This window comes from Streptomyces sp. NPDC059957, assembly GCF_042730015.1.
Taxonomy (GTDB): domain Bacteria; phylum Actinomycetota; class Actinomycetes; order Streptomycetales; family Streptomycetaceae; genus Streptomyces.
Genome location: NZ_JBHWMB010000019.1, coordinates 112,107 through 126,872, shown reverse-complemented (window position 1 = coordinate 126,872; position 14,766 = coordinate 112,107). Strand labels below are relative to the sequence as shown.

Sequence of the window (14,766 nt, the reverse complement as noted above, 5' to 3'; positions counted from 1 at the left end):
CCCGCACCCTGTCGAAGTCGAGCAGAGGGCGCCTAAATCATGCAGTCCAGGCCGACACCCCACCCCGCCCCCGGCACCGACCCACCCGCAGCCCGCCGAGCCCCGGCAACACCCGAGCCCCGCCGGCGTTTGAGGCGCAGGGGCCCGGGGACTGGTCCCCGGCAACGGCGCCGCACCCGCCAGGGTTACAGCAGGCCCGCCGCCGCAAGCAGGTACGCGACCATCGGGTCGTAGAAGCGCGGGTCCCGGACGTGGTCGTCCAGGGGCACCGCCACCTGGAGGGTGCCTTCGGCCTCGGCCAGGAACAGCGCCGGGTCGTTGCAGTCGGCGTAGCCCACCGCGTCGAGCCCGCGCTGCGCCGCGCACCCCGCCCAGCCGTGGTCGGCGACGACCAGGTCGGGCTGAGGGCGCCCGTGGGCCGCCAGCGCGTCCAGGATCGCCGCCATCGGCTCCGGGGAGTGGGTGTGCCACAGCGTCGCACCCCGCTCCAGCACCGCGACGTCCGCGAACTGCCACACCGAGCCCTCGTCGGCGACGAGCCCCGGCGGGATCACCACGATCTCGCAGCCCGCCGCGCGCAACGCGTCGGCGGTGGCCCGGTGCACGTCCAGGAGCCCGCCCGGGTGCCCCGTGGCCAGCAGCACGCTCTGCCGGTCCAGCGCGGCCTTGCGCAGCCGCGCGGCCATCCGGTCCAGGGCGGACACGGTCAGTTCGGGGTCGATGGTGTCCTGGCCGACGCGGTGCGCGGGGTCGTCCACGACACCGCACCGCTCCGCCATCACCGCGAGCACGTCCTGCTCGTCCGTCCAGCGGTCGCCCAGCTCCAGACCCAGCCAGTAGTGCCGGTCGCCATTGGCGAGCTTGCGGTAGTGGGAGAGGTTGTTGTCCCTCGGCGTCGCCACGTCCCCCGCGATCCGCGTGCGGACCAGGTGGTCGATGAGTTCGGCTCGGCTGGGGACTGGCGTCTCTATCGGCTTCGGCATGCGGCCCATTCTGCCGCCGCGTGCCCGGAGCCGTCCCTTCCATCCCGTCCCCCGGACACCCCGGCCGCGCCGCGTCATCCCGACAGCGCCCCGAACGCTCCGTTCGCGAGCCGCCGCAGCAGCGACTCCGTCGCGTCGCGGCCGAGCGCGGCCAGGTGCGGGGTGGAGTTCAGCAGGCCGAAGACCGCGTGCACGGAGACGCGTACCTCCGCCTCGCCCACCTCGGGGTGCAGCTCCCGTACGACGTCGACCCACAGCTCGACGTACTGGCGCTGCAGCTGCCGTACGAGCTTGCGGTCGGCGTCGCGCAGCCGGTCCAGTTCCCGGTCGTGGAGGGTGATCAGCGCCCGGTCGTCGAGCGCGAAGTCGATGTGGCCGTCGATGAGGGAGGCCAGTACGCCGGACGGGTCACCGGCCGCCTCCTCCACGCGATGGCGGCCGCCCGTGAGCAGCCGTTCGCTGATGCCGACGAGCAGCTCGGCGAGCATCGCGTCCTTGCCCGCGAAGTGCCGGTACAGGCCGGGGCCGCTGATGCCCACCGCGGCCCCTATCTCGTCCACGCCCACGCCGTGGAAACCGCGCTCGGCGAAGAGGCGCGCAGCCTCGCCGAGGATCTGCTCGCGCCGGGTCGGGGCGGCCGCTCTGGTGCTCATGGGAATCCATTCTAGACAGGGCCGTTAGCGGTCGTTAACCTAAGTCCCACATGCGTTAACGCTCATTAACCGAATGAACCAGAGCGCACCGAGCAAGGGAGCTCGACCGATGCAGCAGGCACCAGTGCTGACGAGCGCCGCCGACCCGGCGTCCGATGCCTGGCGGGCCAACGAGGCCGCCCACCGTGAGCTCTCCGAGGGCCTGCGGGCCCGCCTGGAAGCGGCCCGGCTCGGCGGCGGGGAGAAGGCCCGCGCCCGCCACACCGCCCGCGGGAAGCTGCTGCCGCGCGACCGCGTGGACGCCCTCCTCGACCCCGGGTCCCCCTTCCTGGAGCTGGCCCCGCTGGCCGCCGAGGGCATGTACGGGGGCGCGGCCCCGGCCGCCGGGGTGATCGCCGGCATCGGCCGGGTCAGCGGCCGCGAGTGCGTGATCGTCGCGAACGACGCCACCGTCAAGGGCGGCACGTACTACCCGATGACCGTGAAGAAGCACCTGCGCGCCCAGGAGGTGGCCCTGGAGAATCGTCTCCCCTGCCTCTACCTGGTCGACTCGGGCGGCGCGTTCCTCCCCATGCAGGACGAGGTCTTCCCCGACCGGGACCACTTCGGCCGCATCTTCTACAACCAGGCCCGCATGTCGGGGGCCGGCATCCCGCAGATCGCCGCCGTCCTCGGCTCCTGCACGGCGGGCGGCGCGTACGTACCGGCCATGAGCGACGAGGCCGTCATCGTCCGCGGCCAGGGCACGATCTTCCTCGGCGGCCCGCCGCTGGTGAAGGCCGCCACCGGCGAGGTGGTCACGGCCGAGGAGCTGGGCGGCGGCGAGGTCCACTCCCGGATCTCCGGGGTCACCGACCACCTCGCGGAGGACGACGCCCACGCGCTGCGGATCGTACGGAACATCGTGGCGACCCTGCCCGAGCGCCAGGCCCTGCCCTGGTCGGTCGAGGCACCCGAGGAGCCCAAGGTCGACCCGTACGGGCTGTACGGCGCGGTGCCGGTCGACTCCCGCACCCCGTACGACGCCCGCGAGATCATCGCCCGGATCGTGGACGGCTCCCGCTTCCAGGAGTTCAAGGCGGAGTTCGGGCAGACCCTGGTCACCGGCTTCGCCCGGATCCACGGCCACCCGGTCGGGATCGTCGCCAACAACGGCATCCTGTTCTCCGAATCGGCCCAGAAGGGCGCGCACTTCATCGAGCTGTGCGACCAGCGCGGCATCCCGCTCCTCTTCCTCCAGAACATCTCCGGCTTCATGGTCGGCCGGGACTACGAAGCGGGCGGCATCGCCAAGCACGGCGCCAAGATGGTCACGGCCGTGGCCTGCACCCGGGTCCCCAAGCTCACGGTGGTGGTCGGCGGCTCGTACGGCGCGGGCAACTACTCGATGTGCGGGCGGGCGTACAGCCCCCGCTTCCTGTGGATGTGGCCCAACGCCAAGATCTCCGTGATGGGCGGCGAGCAGGCGGCCTCCGTCCTGGCGACGGTCAAGCGCGACCAGATCGAGGGCGCGGGCCAGGAGTGGCCGGCCGAGGACGAGGAGGCCTTCAAGGCCCCGGTCCGGGCGCAGTACGAGGAACAGGGCAACGCCTACTACGCCACGGCGCGGCTGTGGGACGACGGGGTCATCGACCCGATGGAGACCCGGCAGGTGCTGGGACTGGCCCTGACCGCATGCGCGAACGCTCCCCTGGGCGACTCGGGCTTCGGCATCTTCCGTATGTGACGTGAGGACCTCACTGATGTTCAGCACTGTTCTGGTCGCCAACCGGGGCGAGATCGCGGTCCGCGTCATCCGCACGCTGCGGGAGCTCGGCATCCGTTCCGTGGCCGTCTTCAGCGACGCCGACGCGGATGCCCGGCACGTACGGGAGGCCGACACGGCCGTCCGCATCGGCCCGGCGGCGGCCTCCGAGAGCTACCTGTCGGTGGAGCGGCTGCTCGACGCCGCACGCCGGACGGGCGCCGAGGCCGTCCACCCCGGCTACGGCTTCCTCGCGGAGAACGCCGCCTTCGCGGCCGCCTGCGCGGACGCCGGCCTGGCCTTCATCGGGCCGCCCGCCTCGGCGATCTCCCTGATGGGCGACAAGATCCGCGCCAAGGAGACCGTGAAGGCCGCGGGCGTGCCCGTGGTCCCCGGCTCCTCGGGCAGCGGGCTGTCCGACGCCGAACTGGTCGCCGCCGCCGAGCAGATCGGCATGCCGGTCCTGCTGAAGCCCTCGGCGGGCGGCGGCGGCAAGGGCATGCGGCTGGTACGGGACTCCGCGCTGCTCGGCGAGGAGATCGCGGCGGCCCGCCGCGAGGCGAAATCCTCCTTCGGAGACGACACCCTGCTCGTGGAGCGCTGGGTGGACCGGCCCCGGCACATCGAGATCCAGGTGCTGGCGGACGCGCACGGGAACGTGGTCCACCTCGGGGAGCGCGAGTGCTCGCTCCAGCGGCGCCACCAGAAGGTGATCGAGGAGGCCCCGTCGGTCCTGCTGACGCCGGAGCTGCGGGCCTCGATGGGCGCGGCGGCGGTGGAGGCGGCACGGTCCTGCGGGTACGTCGGCGCGGGGACGGTGGAGTTCATCGTCCCCGGCCACGACCCCGCCTCGTACTACTTCATGGAGATGAACACCCGGCTCCAGGTGGAGCACCCGGTGACCGAGCTCATCACGGGCCTGGACCTGGTGGAGCAGCAGCTGCGGGTCGCGGCCGGCGCGGAGCTGGGCTTCGGCCAGTCGGACGTCCGGCTGACCGGGCACGCGATCGAGGCCCGCGTCTGCGCGGAGGACCCGGCGCGGGGCTTCCTGCCGTCCGGCGGCATGGTCCTGGCGCTGGCGGAGCCGTCCGGCGGCTCCGTCCGCACGGACTCCGGCCTGGCGGCGGGCGTCGACACCGGGTCCACGTACGACCCGATGCTGTCGAAGGTCATCGCCTACGGGCCCGACCGGGCGGCCGCGCTGCGCGTACTCCGGGGCGCCCTGGCCGACACCGTGATCCTGGGCGTGCAGACCAACACGGGCTTCCTGCGGAGGCTGCTCGCGCACCCGGACGTAGTCTCCGGCGACCTGGACACCGGACTGGTGGAGCGGGACCTGTCCCAGCTCCTCCCCGACGGGGTCCCGGACGAGGTGTACGCCGCGGCTGCGCTGCTGGCCGGGGCTCCTCTCCCCCACCCCGCCCCTTCCCGAAACCGGGGCTCCGCCCCGGACCCCGGTCCTCAAACGCCGGACGGGCTGAATACAGGCTGGATCGACCCGTTCGACTCCGCCAACGGCTGGCGCCTCGGCGGCACCCCCGCCTGGACCGTCCACCACTTCCGCCTCCCGGGCCAGGACCCGGTAACGGTCCGCACCCGGCCAAGTTCAGCCTCGCCGGCGTTTGAGGCGCGGGGCCTGGGGCAGAGCCCCAGCACCACCGGCCCGCACACGGAACTCCTCCTCGGCGACGCGGATGGCACCCCGGCCCGGGGCCGGATCGTGCACCGCACCCCCGGCCACCTCACGGTCGAACTGGACGGTGTCACGCACCGCTTCGCCCATGCCACCTCCCCGGAGGGGACTTGGCTGGGCCGCGACGGCGACTCCTGGCACGTCCAGACGCACGACCCGGTCGAGGCCGACCTCCGCGGCGCGGGACGCGCAGGCGCGGACACCCTCGCCGCCCCGATGCCCGGCACCGTCACGGTGGTCAAGGTCGCCGTCGGCGAGAAGGTGACCGCCGGGCAGAGCCTGCTGGTCGTCGAGGCCATGAAGATGGAGCACGTCATCTCCGCCCCGCACGCCGGCACCGTGACCGAACTCGACGTCACCCCCGGCACCACCGTGGCCATGGACCAGGTCCTGGCCGTGGTCACCCCGGACGAGGAGGAGAAGGCCGGATGAACGGGATGAACGGGCTTCCGATGAGCTTCCCGGCCGAGGGCCTTCCGGCCCGGATCCGGATCCACGAGGTGGGCGCCCGGGACGGCCTGCAGAACGAGAAGACGGCCGTCCCCACCCACGTCAAGGCCGAGTTCGTGCACCGGCTGGCCGCCGCCGGGCTCACCACCATCGAGGCCACCAGCTTCGTGCACCCCCGGTGGGTCCCCCAGCTGGCCGACGCCGAGGAACTGTTCCCCCTCCTCGCCGACGTGCAGGCCGAGCTGCCGGTCCTGGTCCCCAACGACCGCGGCCTGGACCGCGCGCTCGCGCTCGGCGCCACCCGGATCGCCGTCTTCGGTTCGGCCACCGAGACCTTCGCCTCCCGCAACCTCAACCGCACCGTCGCCGAGTCCCTCGCGATGTTCGAGCCCGTGGTGGCCCGCGCCAAGGACCACAAGGCCCATGTCCGCGGCTACCTCTCCATGTGCTTCGGCGACCCCTGGGAGGGCCCGGTCCCGGTCCACCAGGTGGTCGGCGTCGCCAAGGCCCTCATGGACCTCGGCTGTGACGAGCTGAGCCTCGGCGACACCATCGGCGTGGCCACCCCGGGGCACGTGCGGGCCCTCCTCTGCGCGCTCAACGAGGAGGGTGTGGGCACCGACCGGATCGGCGTGCACTTCCACGACACCTACGGCCAGGCCCTGTCCAACACCCTCGCCGCGCTCCAGCACGGCGTGACCACCGTCGACGCCTCCGCGGGCGGCCTCGGCGGATGCCCGTACGCCAAGAGCGCCACCGGCAATCTCGCGACCGAAGACCTCGTCTGGATGCTCGACGGCCTCGGCGTCGAGACCGGGGTCGATCTTGCCGCCCTCACCGCCACGAGCGTGTGGATGGCCGAGCAGCTGGGGCGACCCAGCCCCTCCCGTACCGTCCGCGCCCTCTCCCACAAGGAGTAACGAAGACCATGGCCCTCGACCACCGGCTCACCCCCGAGCACGAGGAACTCCGCCGCACCGTCGAGGCGTTCGCGCACGATGTGGTGGCGCCCAAGATCGGCGATCTGTACGAGCGGCACGAGTTCCCGTACGAGATCGTCGCCGAGATGGGCCGCATGGGCCTGTTCGGCCTGCCCTTCCCCGAGGAGTACGGCGGCATGGGCGGCGACTACCTCGCCCTCGGCATCGCCCTGGAGGAGCTGGCCCGCGTCGACTCCTCGGTCGCCATCACCCTGGAGGCCGGCGTCTCGCTCGGCGCGATGCCCCTGTACCTCTTCGGCACCGAGGAGCAGAAGCAGCAGTGGCTGCCGAAGATGTGCTCCGGCGAGATCCTCGGCGCCTTCGGCCTGACCGAGCCCGGCGCCGGCAGCGACGCGGGCGGCACGCGCACGACCGCCGTCCGGGACGGCGACGAGTGGGTGATCAACGGCTCCAAGTGCTTCATCACCAACTCCGGTACGGACATCACCGGTCTGGTCACCGTCACCGCCGTGACGGGCCGCAAGGCCGACGGCCGCCCCGAGATCTCCTCGATCATCGTCCCGTCGGGCACCCCCGGCTTCACCGTGGCCGCCCCCTACTCCAAGGTCGGCTGGAACTCCTCGGACACCCGTGAGCTGTCCTTCGACGGCGTACGGGTCCCCCTCGCCAACCTGGTCGGCGCGGAGGGCCGCGGCTACGCCCAGTTCCTGCGGATCCTCGACGAGGGCCGCGTGGCCATCTCGGCGCTCGCGACGGGCCTGGCGCAGGGCTGCGTGGACGAGTCGGTGAAGTACGCCAAGGAGCGGCACGCCTTCGGCAAGGCGATCGGCGACAACCAGGCCATCCAGTTCAAGCTGGCGGACATGGAGATGCGCGCCCACATGGCCCGGATCGGCTGGCGCGACGCGGCCTCCCGGCTCGTGGCCGGGGAGCCGTTCAAGAAGGAGGCGGCCATCGCGAAGCTGTACTCCTCGACGGTGGCCGTCGACAACGCGCGCGACGCCACGCAGATCCACGGCGGCTACGGGTTCATGAACGAGTACCCGGTGGCCCGCATGTGGCGCGACTCGAAGATCCTGGAGATCGGCGAGGGCACGAGCGAGGTGCAGCGCATGCTGATCGCCCGTGAGCTGGGGCTTTCCGCCTGACGGCAGTCGGTGGTGCGGTACGGGGCCTTCCGCGAGGAGGGCCCCTTATCGTTTTCAGCCAAGGTTAGGCTAACCTTCCTACCGAACGCCCGAGCCACCCAGTACGCACGAAAGTGGACATCGCCATGCCCAAGTCCCGCTCCTCCCTCCTCACCCGCCGCGGTCTCATCGCGGCAGGCGGCGCCCTCGGCCTCGTGGCCGCGCTCACCGCCTGCGGTGGCAGCGACTCCGCGAAGGACGGGTCGGGCGACAAGGACAAGGGCGCCGCTTCGGGCGGGTGGAGCTTCAAGGACGACATGGGCAAGGACGTCACCGCCAAGTCCACGCCGAAGAACATCGTCGCCTTCACCGGCACCGCGGCCGCGCTGTACGACTACGGGGTCAGCGTCAAGGGCGTGTTCGGCCCGACGAAGACCGCCGACGGCAAGGCCGACGTGCAGGCCGGCTCGATGGACATCTCCAAGGTCGAGATCATCGGCAACGTCTACGACGAGTTCAACGTCGAGAAGTACGCGTCCCTCCAGCCCGACCTCCTGGTGACCAACACCTGGGAGAAGGACAGCTACTGGTACCTGCCCGAGGCCTCCAAGGACAAGATCCTGAAGCTGGCCCCGGCCGCCGCGATCGGCGCGGGCGGCGACGTCACCATGGACAAGGCGCTGGCGCGCACCGCGGAGCTGGCCGCCTCCCTGGGCGCCGACCTGAACACCAAGAAGACCATCGACGCCAAGGCCCGGTTCGAGGCCGCCTCCGCGAAGCTCCGCGAGGCGACCAAGGCGAACCCCGGCATCAAGGTGCTCGTCGGTTCCGGCGCCGCCGACCTGTTCTACGTCTCCACCCCGGCCACCTCCGCCGACCTGAAGTACTTCCAGTCGCTCGGCGTCGAGTTCGTCACCCCGGACAAGGTCGAGGGCGGCTTCTTCGAGAGCCTCAGCTGGGAGAACGCGGGCAAGTACAAGGCCGACGTCATCCTCCTCGACAACCGCACCGGCACCCTCCAGCCGGCGGAGCTCAAGGCCAAGCCGACCTGGGCCGAGATGCCCGCCGTCAAGGCCGGCCAGATCACCCCCCGCGTGACCGAGCCGATCTACTCCTACGAGAAGTGCGCGCAGATCGTCGAAGAGCTCACCAAGGCCATCCAGAACGCCAAGAAGACCGGCTGACCCCGAGCCGTCCGGCCCCGGCGCCTCACCAGGTGCCGGGGCCTTCTGCATCACCCGTCATCGCACCGATCCCAGGGGGACCCTCCGCATGACCGCCACCTCCACCGACGCCGCGACAGCGCCCGATGAAGCGATCCCGCACTTCCGCTTCTTCGAACTCGAAGTGCTCCGCACGCGCCGCCTCGGCCACTCCTTCCTGCGGATCACCTTCGGCGGCGCCTCCCTGAAGGACTTCCGCTCGGGCGGCTACGACCAGAGCCTCTCCCTCTTCCTGCCGCCCGCCGGCCAGGAGCACACGGCGCTGCCGTCCACGGGCGAGGACACCTGGTTCGGTGACTGGCGGGCGATGCCGGACGAGGAGCGCCCGGTGATGCGCTCGTACACCGTCCGCGAACAGCGCCGGACCGCCGACGGCGTGGACGAGGTGGACATCGACTTCGTCCTGCACGGCGCCTCCTCCCCCGCCTCGTCCTGGGCGGGGCGCGCGGTGACCGGCCGCCGGATCATGGCCATCGGCCCGGCCGTCGCGGAGAACAAGTCCGTACGTTTCCAGCCGCCGGCCGCCACCGACGCGATCCTGATGTACGCCGACGAGACCGCCCTGCCCGCGGCCTCCGCGATCCTGGACCGGCTCCCCGAGGGCACCCCGGTCAGGGCCTGGTTCGAGGTCCCGCACGAGGACGACCGGCTGTACCTGCCGACGTCCGCCGACGCGGACATCACCTGGGTCGTACGGGAGCCGGGCGCCGGCCGGGAACGCACCGACCGGGTGCTGGAGGCCCTCCGGGCCGCCGAACGGCCCGCCGCCGGAGCCCCGTACGTCTGGATCGCGGGCGAGTCCGCGACGATCCGCGCGGTCCGCAGGCACTTCGTCCAGGACAGCGGCGTCGACCGCCGCGCGGTCCGCTTCACCGGCTACTGGCGCCTCGGCGCGACGGAGGACCAGCTCCTGGCGGAGGCCTACGCGGGCCAGTCCCCCGACGAGGACCCGACGGCGGAGCTCTAGACCGCCGTCAGGACCACGGCACGTCCGGCGCCCGGAAGAAGCTGACGTCCTGGGCGTCCAGGCGCGGGCCCTGGGCTGCCAGGCGCAGTCGGTACGAGGTCCAGTCGCGGGTGGCGGCCGGGGACCAGCCCAGTTCCGCGAGGCCCAGGACGCGCGGGAAGGCCATCAGCTCCCAGTCCTCCCGCGTCGCGACGGTCTCCGTCCACAGCGGGGCCTCCACCCCGAGGACCGCGGACTCCGGCAGATCCGTCATGTAGGCCCCCGGGTCCCAGTCGTAGGCCCGGCGCACGGGTACGTACCCGGCCCAGGCCAGCCCCGGCTTGGTCTCCTTGTCGTACTTCATGTCCAGGTAGAGCCGGTCGGCCGGGGACAGGATCACCGGGTTGCCCGCCTTGGCCGCCGCGGTCACCGCCGCCTTCTCGGAGGCCGCCGTGCGGTCGTGGCCCCAGTACTGGAGCACCGCCCCCGGGGCCGGCCGGGCCGTGGCCAGCTGGTGCCAGGCCACCACCGTCTTGCCGTGCTTCGCCACCGCCTTCTGCGCCCGGTCCATGAAGGCCGCGTAGTCCGCCGCGGGCGTGGAGTGCGCCTCGTCGCCGCCGATGTGCAGGTACGTGCCGGGGGTCAGCTCCGCGATCTCCCCCAGCACCTGGTCGATGAACTCGTAGGTCCGTTCCTTGCCCACGCACAGCGAGCTGAAGCCGACCTTGATCCCGGTGTAGCGCTCGCGCGCCTTGCCGTCGCAGTTCAGCTCCGCGTAGGCGGCCTGCGCGGCGTTGACGTGGCCGGGCATGTCGATCTCCGGGACCACGTCCACGTAGCGCTCCGAGGCGTACGCCACCAGGTCCCGGTACTCGTCCTTCGTCCAGTGCCCGCCGGGCCCGCCGCCGACCTCGCTGCCGCCCCCGTACTCCGCCAGCCTCGGCCAGGAGTCGATCGCGATGCGCCAGCCCTGGTCGTCGGTCAGGTGCAGGTGCAGGGTGTTGACCTTGTACTGGGCGAGCTGGTCGACGTACCGCTTGACCTGCTCCACCGTGAAGAAGTGGCGGGCCACGTCCACCATGGCCCCGCGGTACGCGAAGCGCGGCGCGTCGGTGACCGTGCCACCGGGCACCGTCCCCGGACCGGACACCGGCAGGAGCTGGCGCAGCGTCTGGCCGGCGTGGAAGAGGCCTTCGGGCGTGCGGGCGGTGAGGGTGATCCCGTCGGGCCCGGACTCCAGCCGGTAGCCCTCTTCCCCGGCCCCCCGGGCGTCCCCGTCGATCCGCAGCCGGATCCCGTCGCCCTCCGCGCCGTCCACCACGGGCAGCGGCAGCCCGCTGGGGCCGCGCAGCTGCTCGGCGAGGAGTTCGCCGACCCTGCGGACCTCCTCGTCGCCGGTGAGGCCGGTACGGACGACCGTGCCCGGACCGAAGGCGTACCCCGGGCCTTCGGCGTGCGCGGAGACGGGAGCCGGCAGGAGCCGTTCGTAGGGCGCGAGCGCCACGGGGGGCTCGTCGCCGGGGCGGGCGTCGTCCCCCCTCGCGGCGCTGCTGCAGGAGGCGGCCGCGGGAACGGCGGCGAGGACGAGGAGGGCGGCGAGCATGCGTCGCGGAACTCTCATGGGCATAGGTATAGGCCAACCGGGCTCGTGGGGCCGATGCAAGAATCCAAGGATGGCGGAAATCATCCAGAAGGACGGCACATGGACCTTCGACGGGGACGCGGTGCGCATCGTGCCGGGCCGCGACAAGGGGGTGGGACTGCTGCGCCAGACGCTCGGCGAGGTGCTCGTCCCGCTGCGCGCGCTGGCCGGGATCTCCTACGAACCGGGGCGCAAGGCGGGCCGGCTGCGCCTGCGGCTGCGTGACGGCACCGACCCGCTGCTCCAGGTGACGGGCGGCCGGCTGCCGGAGGCCTCCGATCCGTACCGGCTGACCGTGGAAACGGACCGCAGCGGGGTGGCGGAGTACTTCGTGGACGAGGTGCGCAACGCACTGCTGCTGGACCAGGTGGATCCCGGACCCGCCGACTCCTACCTCCTGCCGGGTCCCGCGGTCCCGATCACGGTCGGCGCGGGCGACGGGACGGTGGCCTTCGACGGGGACCGGCTGTCCCTGGAGTGGAGCTGGACGGCGGAGGAGGCGAAGAGGTCCGGCGGGGGCCGGGAGTTCCGGGTCGCGGACCTGCGGTCGGTGGAGTGGGCCCCGTCCCGGGGGCTGGAGAACGGGTGGATCCGCTTCGCCCTGGCGGGTGCCCCCGCCCAGAGCGCGCCGCCGAAGTACGACCCCTACACGGTGGAGCTGTTCGGCCTCAAGAAGGACCCCCTGATGGCGCTGGTCGCGGCCGCCGTCGCGGTCCGCATGCCGCACCCGGCAGCGCCCGCTCCCGGGCCTGAGACCGGGGCGGAGCCCGGAGCACGGCCCGCTCTCGGGTCCGCCCCGGCGGCGGAGGACCACGACGCCCTGCTGCGCCGACTGCGCGAGCTGGGAGAGCTGCATCAGGCGGGGATCCTCACAGCCGAGGAGTTCACGACGGCGAAAACGGCGATTTTGGGACGTTTCTAACCAACGAAGACCGGAATTAACCCCTCCTCTGGTCCAGACCAGCGAGATCCTGCCCGATTCCGGGCAGGATTTTTGCGTTCTGCGGCTCGTACCGCCAATATCGACGGATGCCCGACCGCCGCCCGTCGCACGACGACCTCGTCGACCACTTGGTGCGCAGCACCTCGCTCCAGCGGGGCGAAGCCGCCCGAGTGGTGCTCGACGTCCTCGCGTACTTCGACGAGAGCACCGAGGAGTTCGTCCGTCGGCGCCACCGTGAGCTCCAGTCCGGGGGCGCGGTCAACGCGGACATCTTCGAGCGGATCGCGGCCGAACTGCCGCACCGCGCCGTGGCGCCGCCGGAGCTCTCGCTCCGGCAACTGCGCCGCATCGTCTACGGCTGAGTCGTCCACGGCTGAGTCGTCCACGGCTGAGCCGTACAGAACTGAGTCGTACAGAACTGAGCACCACCCGCCGGGGATCCGGGCGGCGGCAAGAGCAACCGAACTTCAGGAGGGGAAAGACCTTATGTGCGGAATCGTGGGTTACATCGGCAAGCGTGACGTGGCACCGCTGCTTCTGGAGGGCCTGCAGCGACTGGAGTACCGCGGCTACGACTCCGCGGGCATCGTCGTCAACAGCCCGAAGGCCGCGGCCCTGAAGGTCGTCAAGGCCAAGGGCCGCGTCCGCGAGCTCGAGTCCCGGGTGCCCAAGCGCTTCGCCGGCACCACCGGCATCGCCCACACCCGCTGGGCCACCCACGGCGCCCCGAGCGACCTCAACTCGCACCCGCACCTGGACGCCGACAACAAGGTCGCCGTCGTCCACAACGGCATCGTCGACAACGCCTCCGAACTGCGCGCCAAGCTGGAGGCCGACGGGGTCGTCTTCCTCTCGGAGACCGACACCGAGGTGCTCGTCCACCTCATCGCCCGCGCCCAGGCCGACACCCTGGAAGAGAAGGTCCGCGAGGCGCTCAAGGTCGTCGAGGGCACCTACGGCATCGCCGTCATGCACGCCGACTTCGCCGACCGCATCGTCGTGGCCCGCAACGGCTCCCCGGTCGTCCTCGGCATCGGCGAGAAGGAGATGTTCGTCGCCTCGGACATCGCCGCGCTCGTCGCCCACACCCGCCAGATCGTCACCCTCGACGACGGCGAGATGGCGACCCTGAAGGCCGACGACTTCCGGACCTACACCACCTCCGGTACGACGACCACCGCCACGCCCGAGACCGTGGAGTGGGAGGCCGCCTCCTACGACATGGGCGGCCACGACACGTACATGCACAAGGAGATCTCCGAGCAGGCCGACGCGGTCGACCGCGTCCTGCGCGGCCGGATCGACGACCGCTTCAACACCGTCCACCTGGGCGGCCTGAACCTGGACCCGCGCGAGGCGCGCGGCATCCGCCGGGTCAAGATCCTGGGCTGCGGCACCTCGTACCACGCCGGCCTGATCGGTGCGGGCCTCATCGAGAGCCTGGCCCGCATCCCCGCCGACGCCGAGCCGGCCTCGGAGTTCCGCTACCGCAACCCGGTCGTGGACCCCGACACCCTCTACATCGCGGTCTCCCAGTCCGGTGAGACGTACGACGTGCTCGCGGCCGTGCAGGAGCTCAAGCGCAAGGGCGCCCGCGTCCTCGGCGTGGTCAACGTGGTCGGCTCCGCGATCGCCCGCGCCGCCGACGGCGGCGTGTACGTGCACGCCGGCCCCGAGGTCTGCGTCGTCTCCACCAAGTGCTTCACCAACACGGTCGTGGCCTTCGCGCTGCTCGCCGTGCACCTGGGCCGCATCCGCGACCTGTCCGTCACCGACGGCAAGCGGATCATCGACGGCCTGCGCAAGCTGCCCGCGCAGATCCAGGAGATCCTGGACGGCGAAGAGGACATCAAGAAGCTGGCCGCGGAGTACGCCGAGGCCAAGTCGATGATGTTCATCGGCCGCGTCCGGGGCTACCCGGTGGCCCTCGAGGCCTCCCTGAAGCTCAAGGAGATCTCCTACATCCACGCCGAGGCCTACCCGGCCTCCGAGCTCAAGCACGGTCCGCTCGCCCTCATCGAGCCCTCGCTGCCGACGGTCGCGATCGTCCCGGACGACGACCTGCTGGAGAAGAACCGCGCGGCGCTGGAGGAGATCAAGGCCCGCAGTGGCCGGATCCTGGCGGTCGCCCACACCAAGCAGGAGAAGGCCGACCACACGATCCTCGTGCCCAAGAACGAGGACGAGCTGGACCCGATCCTGATGGGCATCCCGCTGCAGCTGCTGGCGTACCACACGGCCCTGGCCATGGGCCGGGACATCGACAAGCCGCGCAACCTGGCGAAGTCCGTCACGGTCGAGTAGGTCGAACCGGTCCGACGGACCGCACGCACGAGGAAGGCCCCCGGGGATCCCCCGGGGGCCTTTTCGTATGTGCGTGGTGCGTATTGCGTGGTGCGTATTGCGTGTGGTGCGCGATGC

Annotated in this window: 12 protein-coding genes; 9 read left to right on the top strand and 3 right to left on the bottom strand. The window is 71.8% G+C overall.

Annotated elements, in window-relative coordinates; genetic code table 11:
• Positions 1 to 185: 185 nt before the first annotated feature.
• Positions 186 to 992: a phosphatase gene (locus tag ACFWBW_RS15615; RefSeq protein WP_385372645.1), complete on the bottom strand. Its 807-nt coding sequence runs from the start codon at positions 990 to 992 to the stop codon at positions 186 to 188.
• 65 nt (positions 993 to 1,057) lie between these two features.
• Entirely contained in the window at positions 1,058 to 1,636 is a 579-nt protein-coding gene (locus tag ACFWBW_RS15610) for a TetR/AcrR family transcriptional regulator (RefSeq protein ID WP_385372642.1), read from the bottom strand.
• 109 nt (positions 1,637 to 1,745) lie between these two features.
• Here ACFWBW_RS15610 and ACFWBW_RS15605 point away from each other — a divergent pair, with 109 nt between their 5' ends.
• The 6 genes from ACFWBW_RS15605 (at position 1,746) to ACFWBW_RS15580 (ending at position 9,781) form a co-directional block, all read left to right on the top strand.
• A complete protein-coding gene (locus ACFWBW_RS15605; protein WP_385372639.1) occupies positions 1,746 to 3,362 on the top strand; it encodes a carboxyl transferase domain-containing protein in 1,617 nt (538 codons plus the stop codon).
• A gap of 16 nt (positions 3,363 to 3,378) precedes the next feature.
• Positions 3,379 to 5,505: an acetyl/propionyl/methylcrotonyl-CoA carboxylase subunit alpha gene (locus tag ACFWBW_RS15600; RefSeq protein ID WP_385372636.1), complete on the top strand. Its 2,127-nt coding sequence runs from the start codon at positions 3,379 to 3,381 to the stop codon at positions 5,503 to 5,505.
• Between the two features lie 5 nt (positions 5,506 to 5,510).
• On the top strand, positions 5,511 to 6,443 hold the full coding sequence (locus ACFWBW_RS15595) for a hydroxymethylglutaryl-CoA lyase (protein ID WP_385372657.1): 933 nt from the start codon (positions 5,511 to 5,513) through the stop codon (positions 6,441 to 6,443).
• Positions 6,444 to 6,451: 8 nt separating this feature from the next.
• Entirely contained in the window at positions 6,452 to 7,612 is a 1,161-nt protein-coding gene (locus ACFWBW_RS15590) for an acyl-CoA dehydrogenase family protein (RefSeq protein ID WP_385372633.1), read from the top strand.
• Between the two features lie 125 nt (positions 7,613 to 7,737).
• Positions 7,738 to 8,775 carry an ABC transporter substrate-binding protein gene (locus tag ACFWBW_RS15585; RefSeq protein WP_385372630.1) on the top strand — a complete coding sequence of 346 codons (1,038 nt, stop codon included), beginning with the start codon at positions 7,738 to 7,740 and terminating at the stop codon, positions 8,773 to 8,775.
• Between the two features lie 88 nt (positions 8,776 to 8,863).
• Positions 8,864 to 9,781 carry a siderophore-interacting protein gene (locus ACFWBW_RS15580; protein WP_385372627.1) on the top strand — a complete coding sequence of 306 codons (918 nt, stop codon included), beginning with the start codon at positions 8,864 to 8,866 and terminating at the stop codon, positions 9,779 to 9,781.
• Positions 9,782 to 9,788: 7 nt separating this feature from the next.
• On the opposite strand, the gene ACFWBW_RS15575 is transcribed toward ACFWBW_RS15580, so the two are convergent.
• On the bottom strand, positions 9,789 to 11,381 hold the full coding sequence (locus ACFWBW_RS15575) for a beta-N-acetylhexosaminidase (RefSeq protein ID WP_385372624.1): 1,593 nt from the start codon (positions 11,379 to 11,381) through the stop codon (positions 9,789 to 9,791).
• 52 nt (positions 11,382 to 11,433) lie between these two features.
• Here ACFWBW_RS15575 and ACFWBW_RS15570 point away from each other — a divergent pair, with 52 nt between their 5' ends.
• From ACFWBW_RS15570 to glmS, 3 genes are all read left to right on the top strand, one after another.
• The gene (locus ACFWBW_RS15570; protein WP_385372621.1) at positions 11,434 to 12,324 is read left to right on the top strand and encodes a DUF4429 domain-containing protein; all 891 of its coding nucleotides are present in this window, start codon (positions 11,434 to 11,436) and stop codon (positions 12,322 to 12,324) included.
• Positions 12,325 to 12,431: 107 nt separating this feature from the next.
• Positions 12,432 to 12,707, top strand: coding sequence for a hypothetical protein (locus ACFWBW_RS15565; protein ID WP_214951593.1), 276 nt, complete (start codon positions 12,432 to 12,434; stop codon positions 12,705 to 12,707).
• A gap of 124 nt (positions 12,708 to 12,831) precedes the next feature.
• Positions 12,832 to 14,649 carry a glutamine--fructose-6-phosphate transaminase (isomerizing) gene (gene glmS / locus ACFWBW_RS15560; RefSeq protein ID WP_385372618.1) on the top strand — a complete coding sequence of 606 codons (1,818 nt, stop codon included), beginning with the start codon at positions 12,832 to 12,834 and terminating at the stop codon, positions 14,647 to 14,649.
• The last annotated feature ends 117 nt before the right edge of the window (positions 14,650 to 14,766 follow it).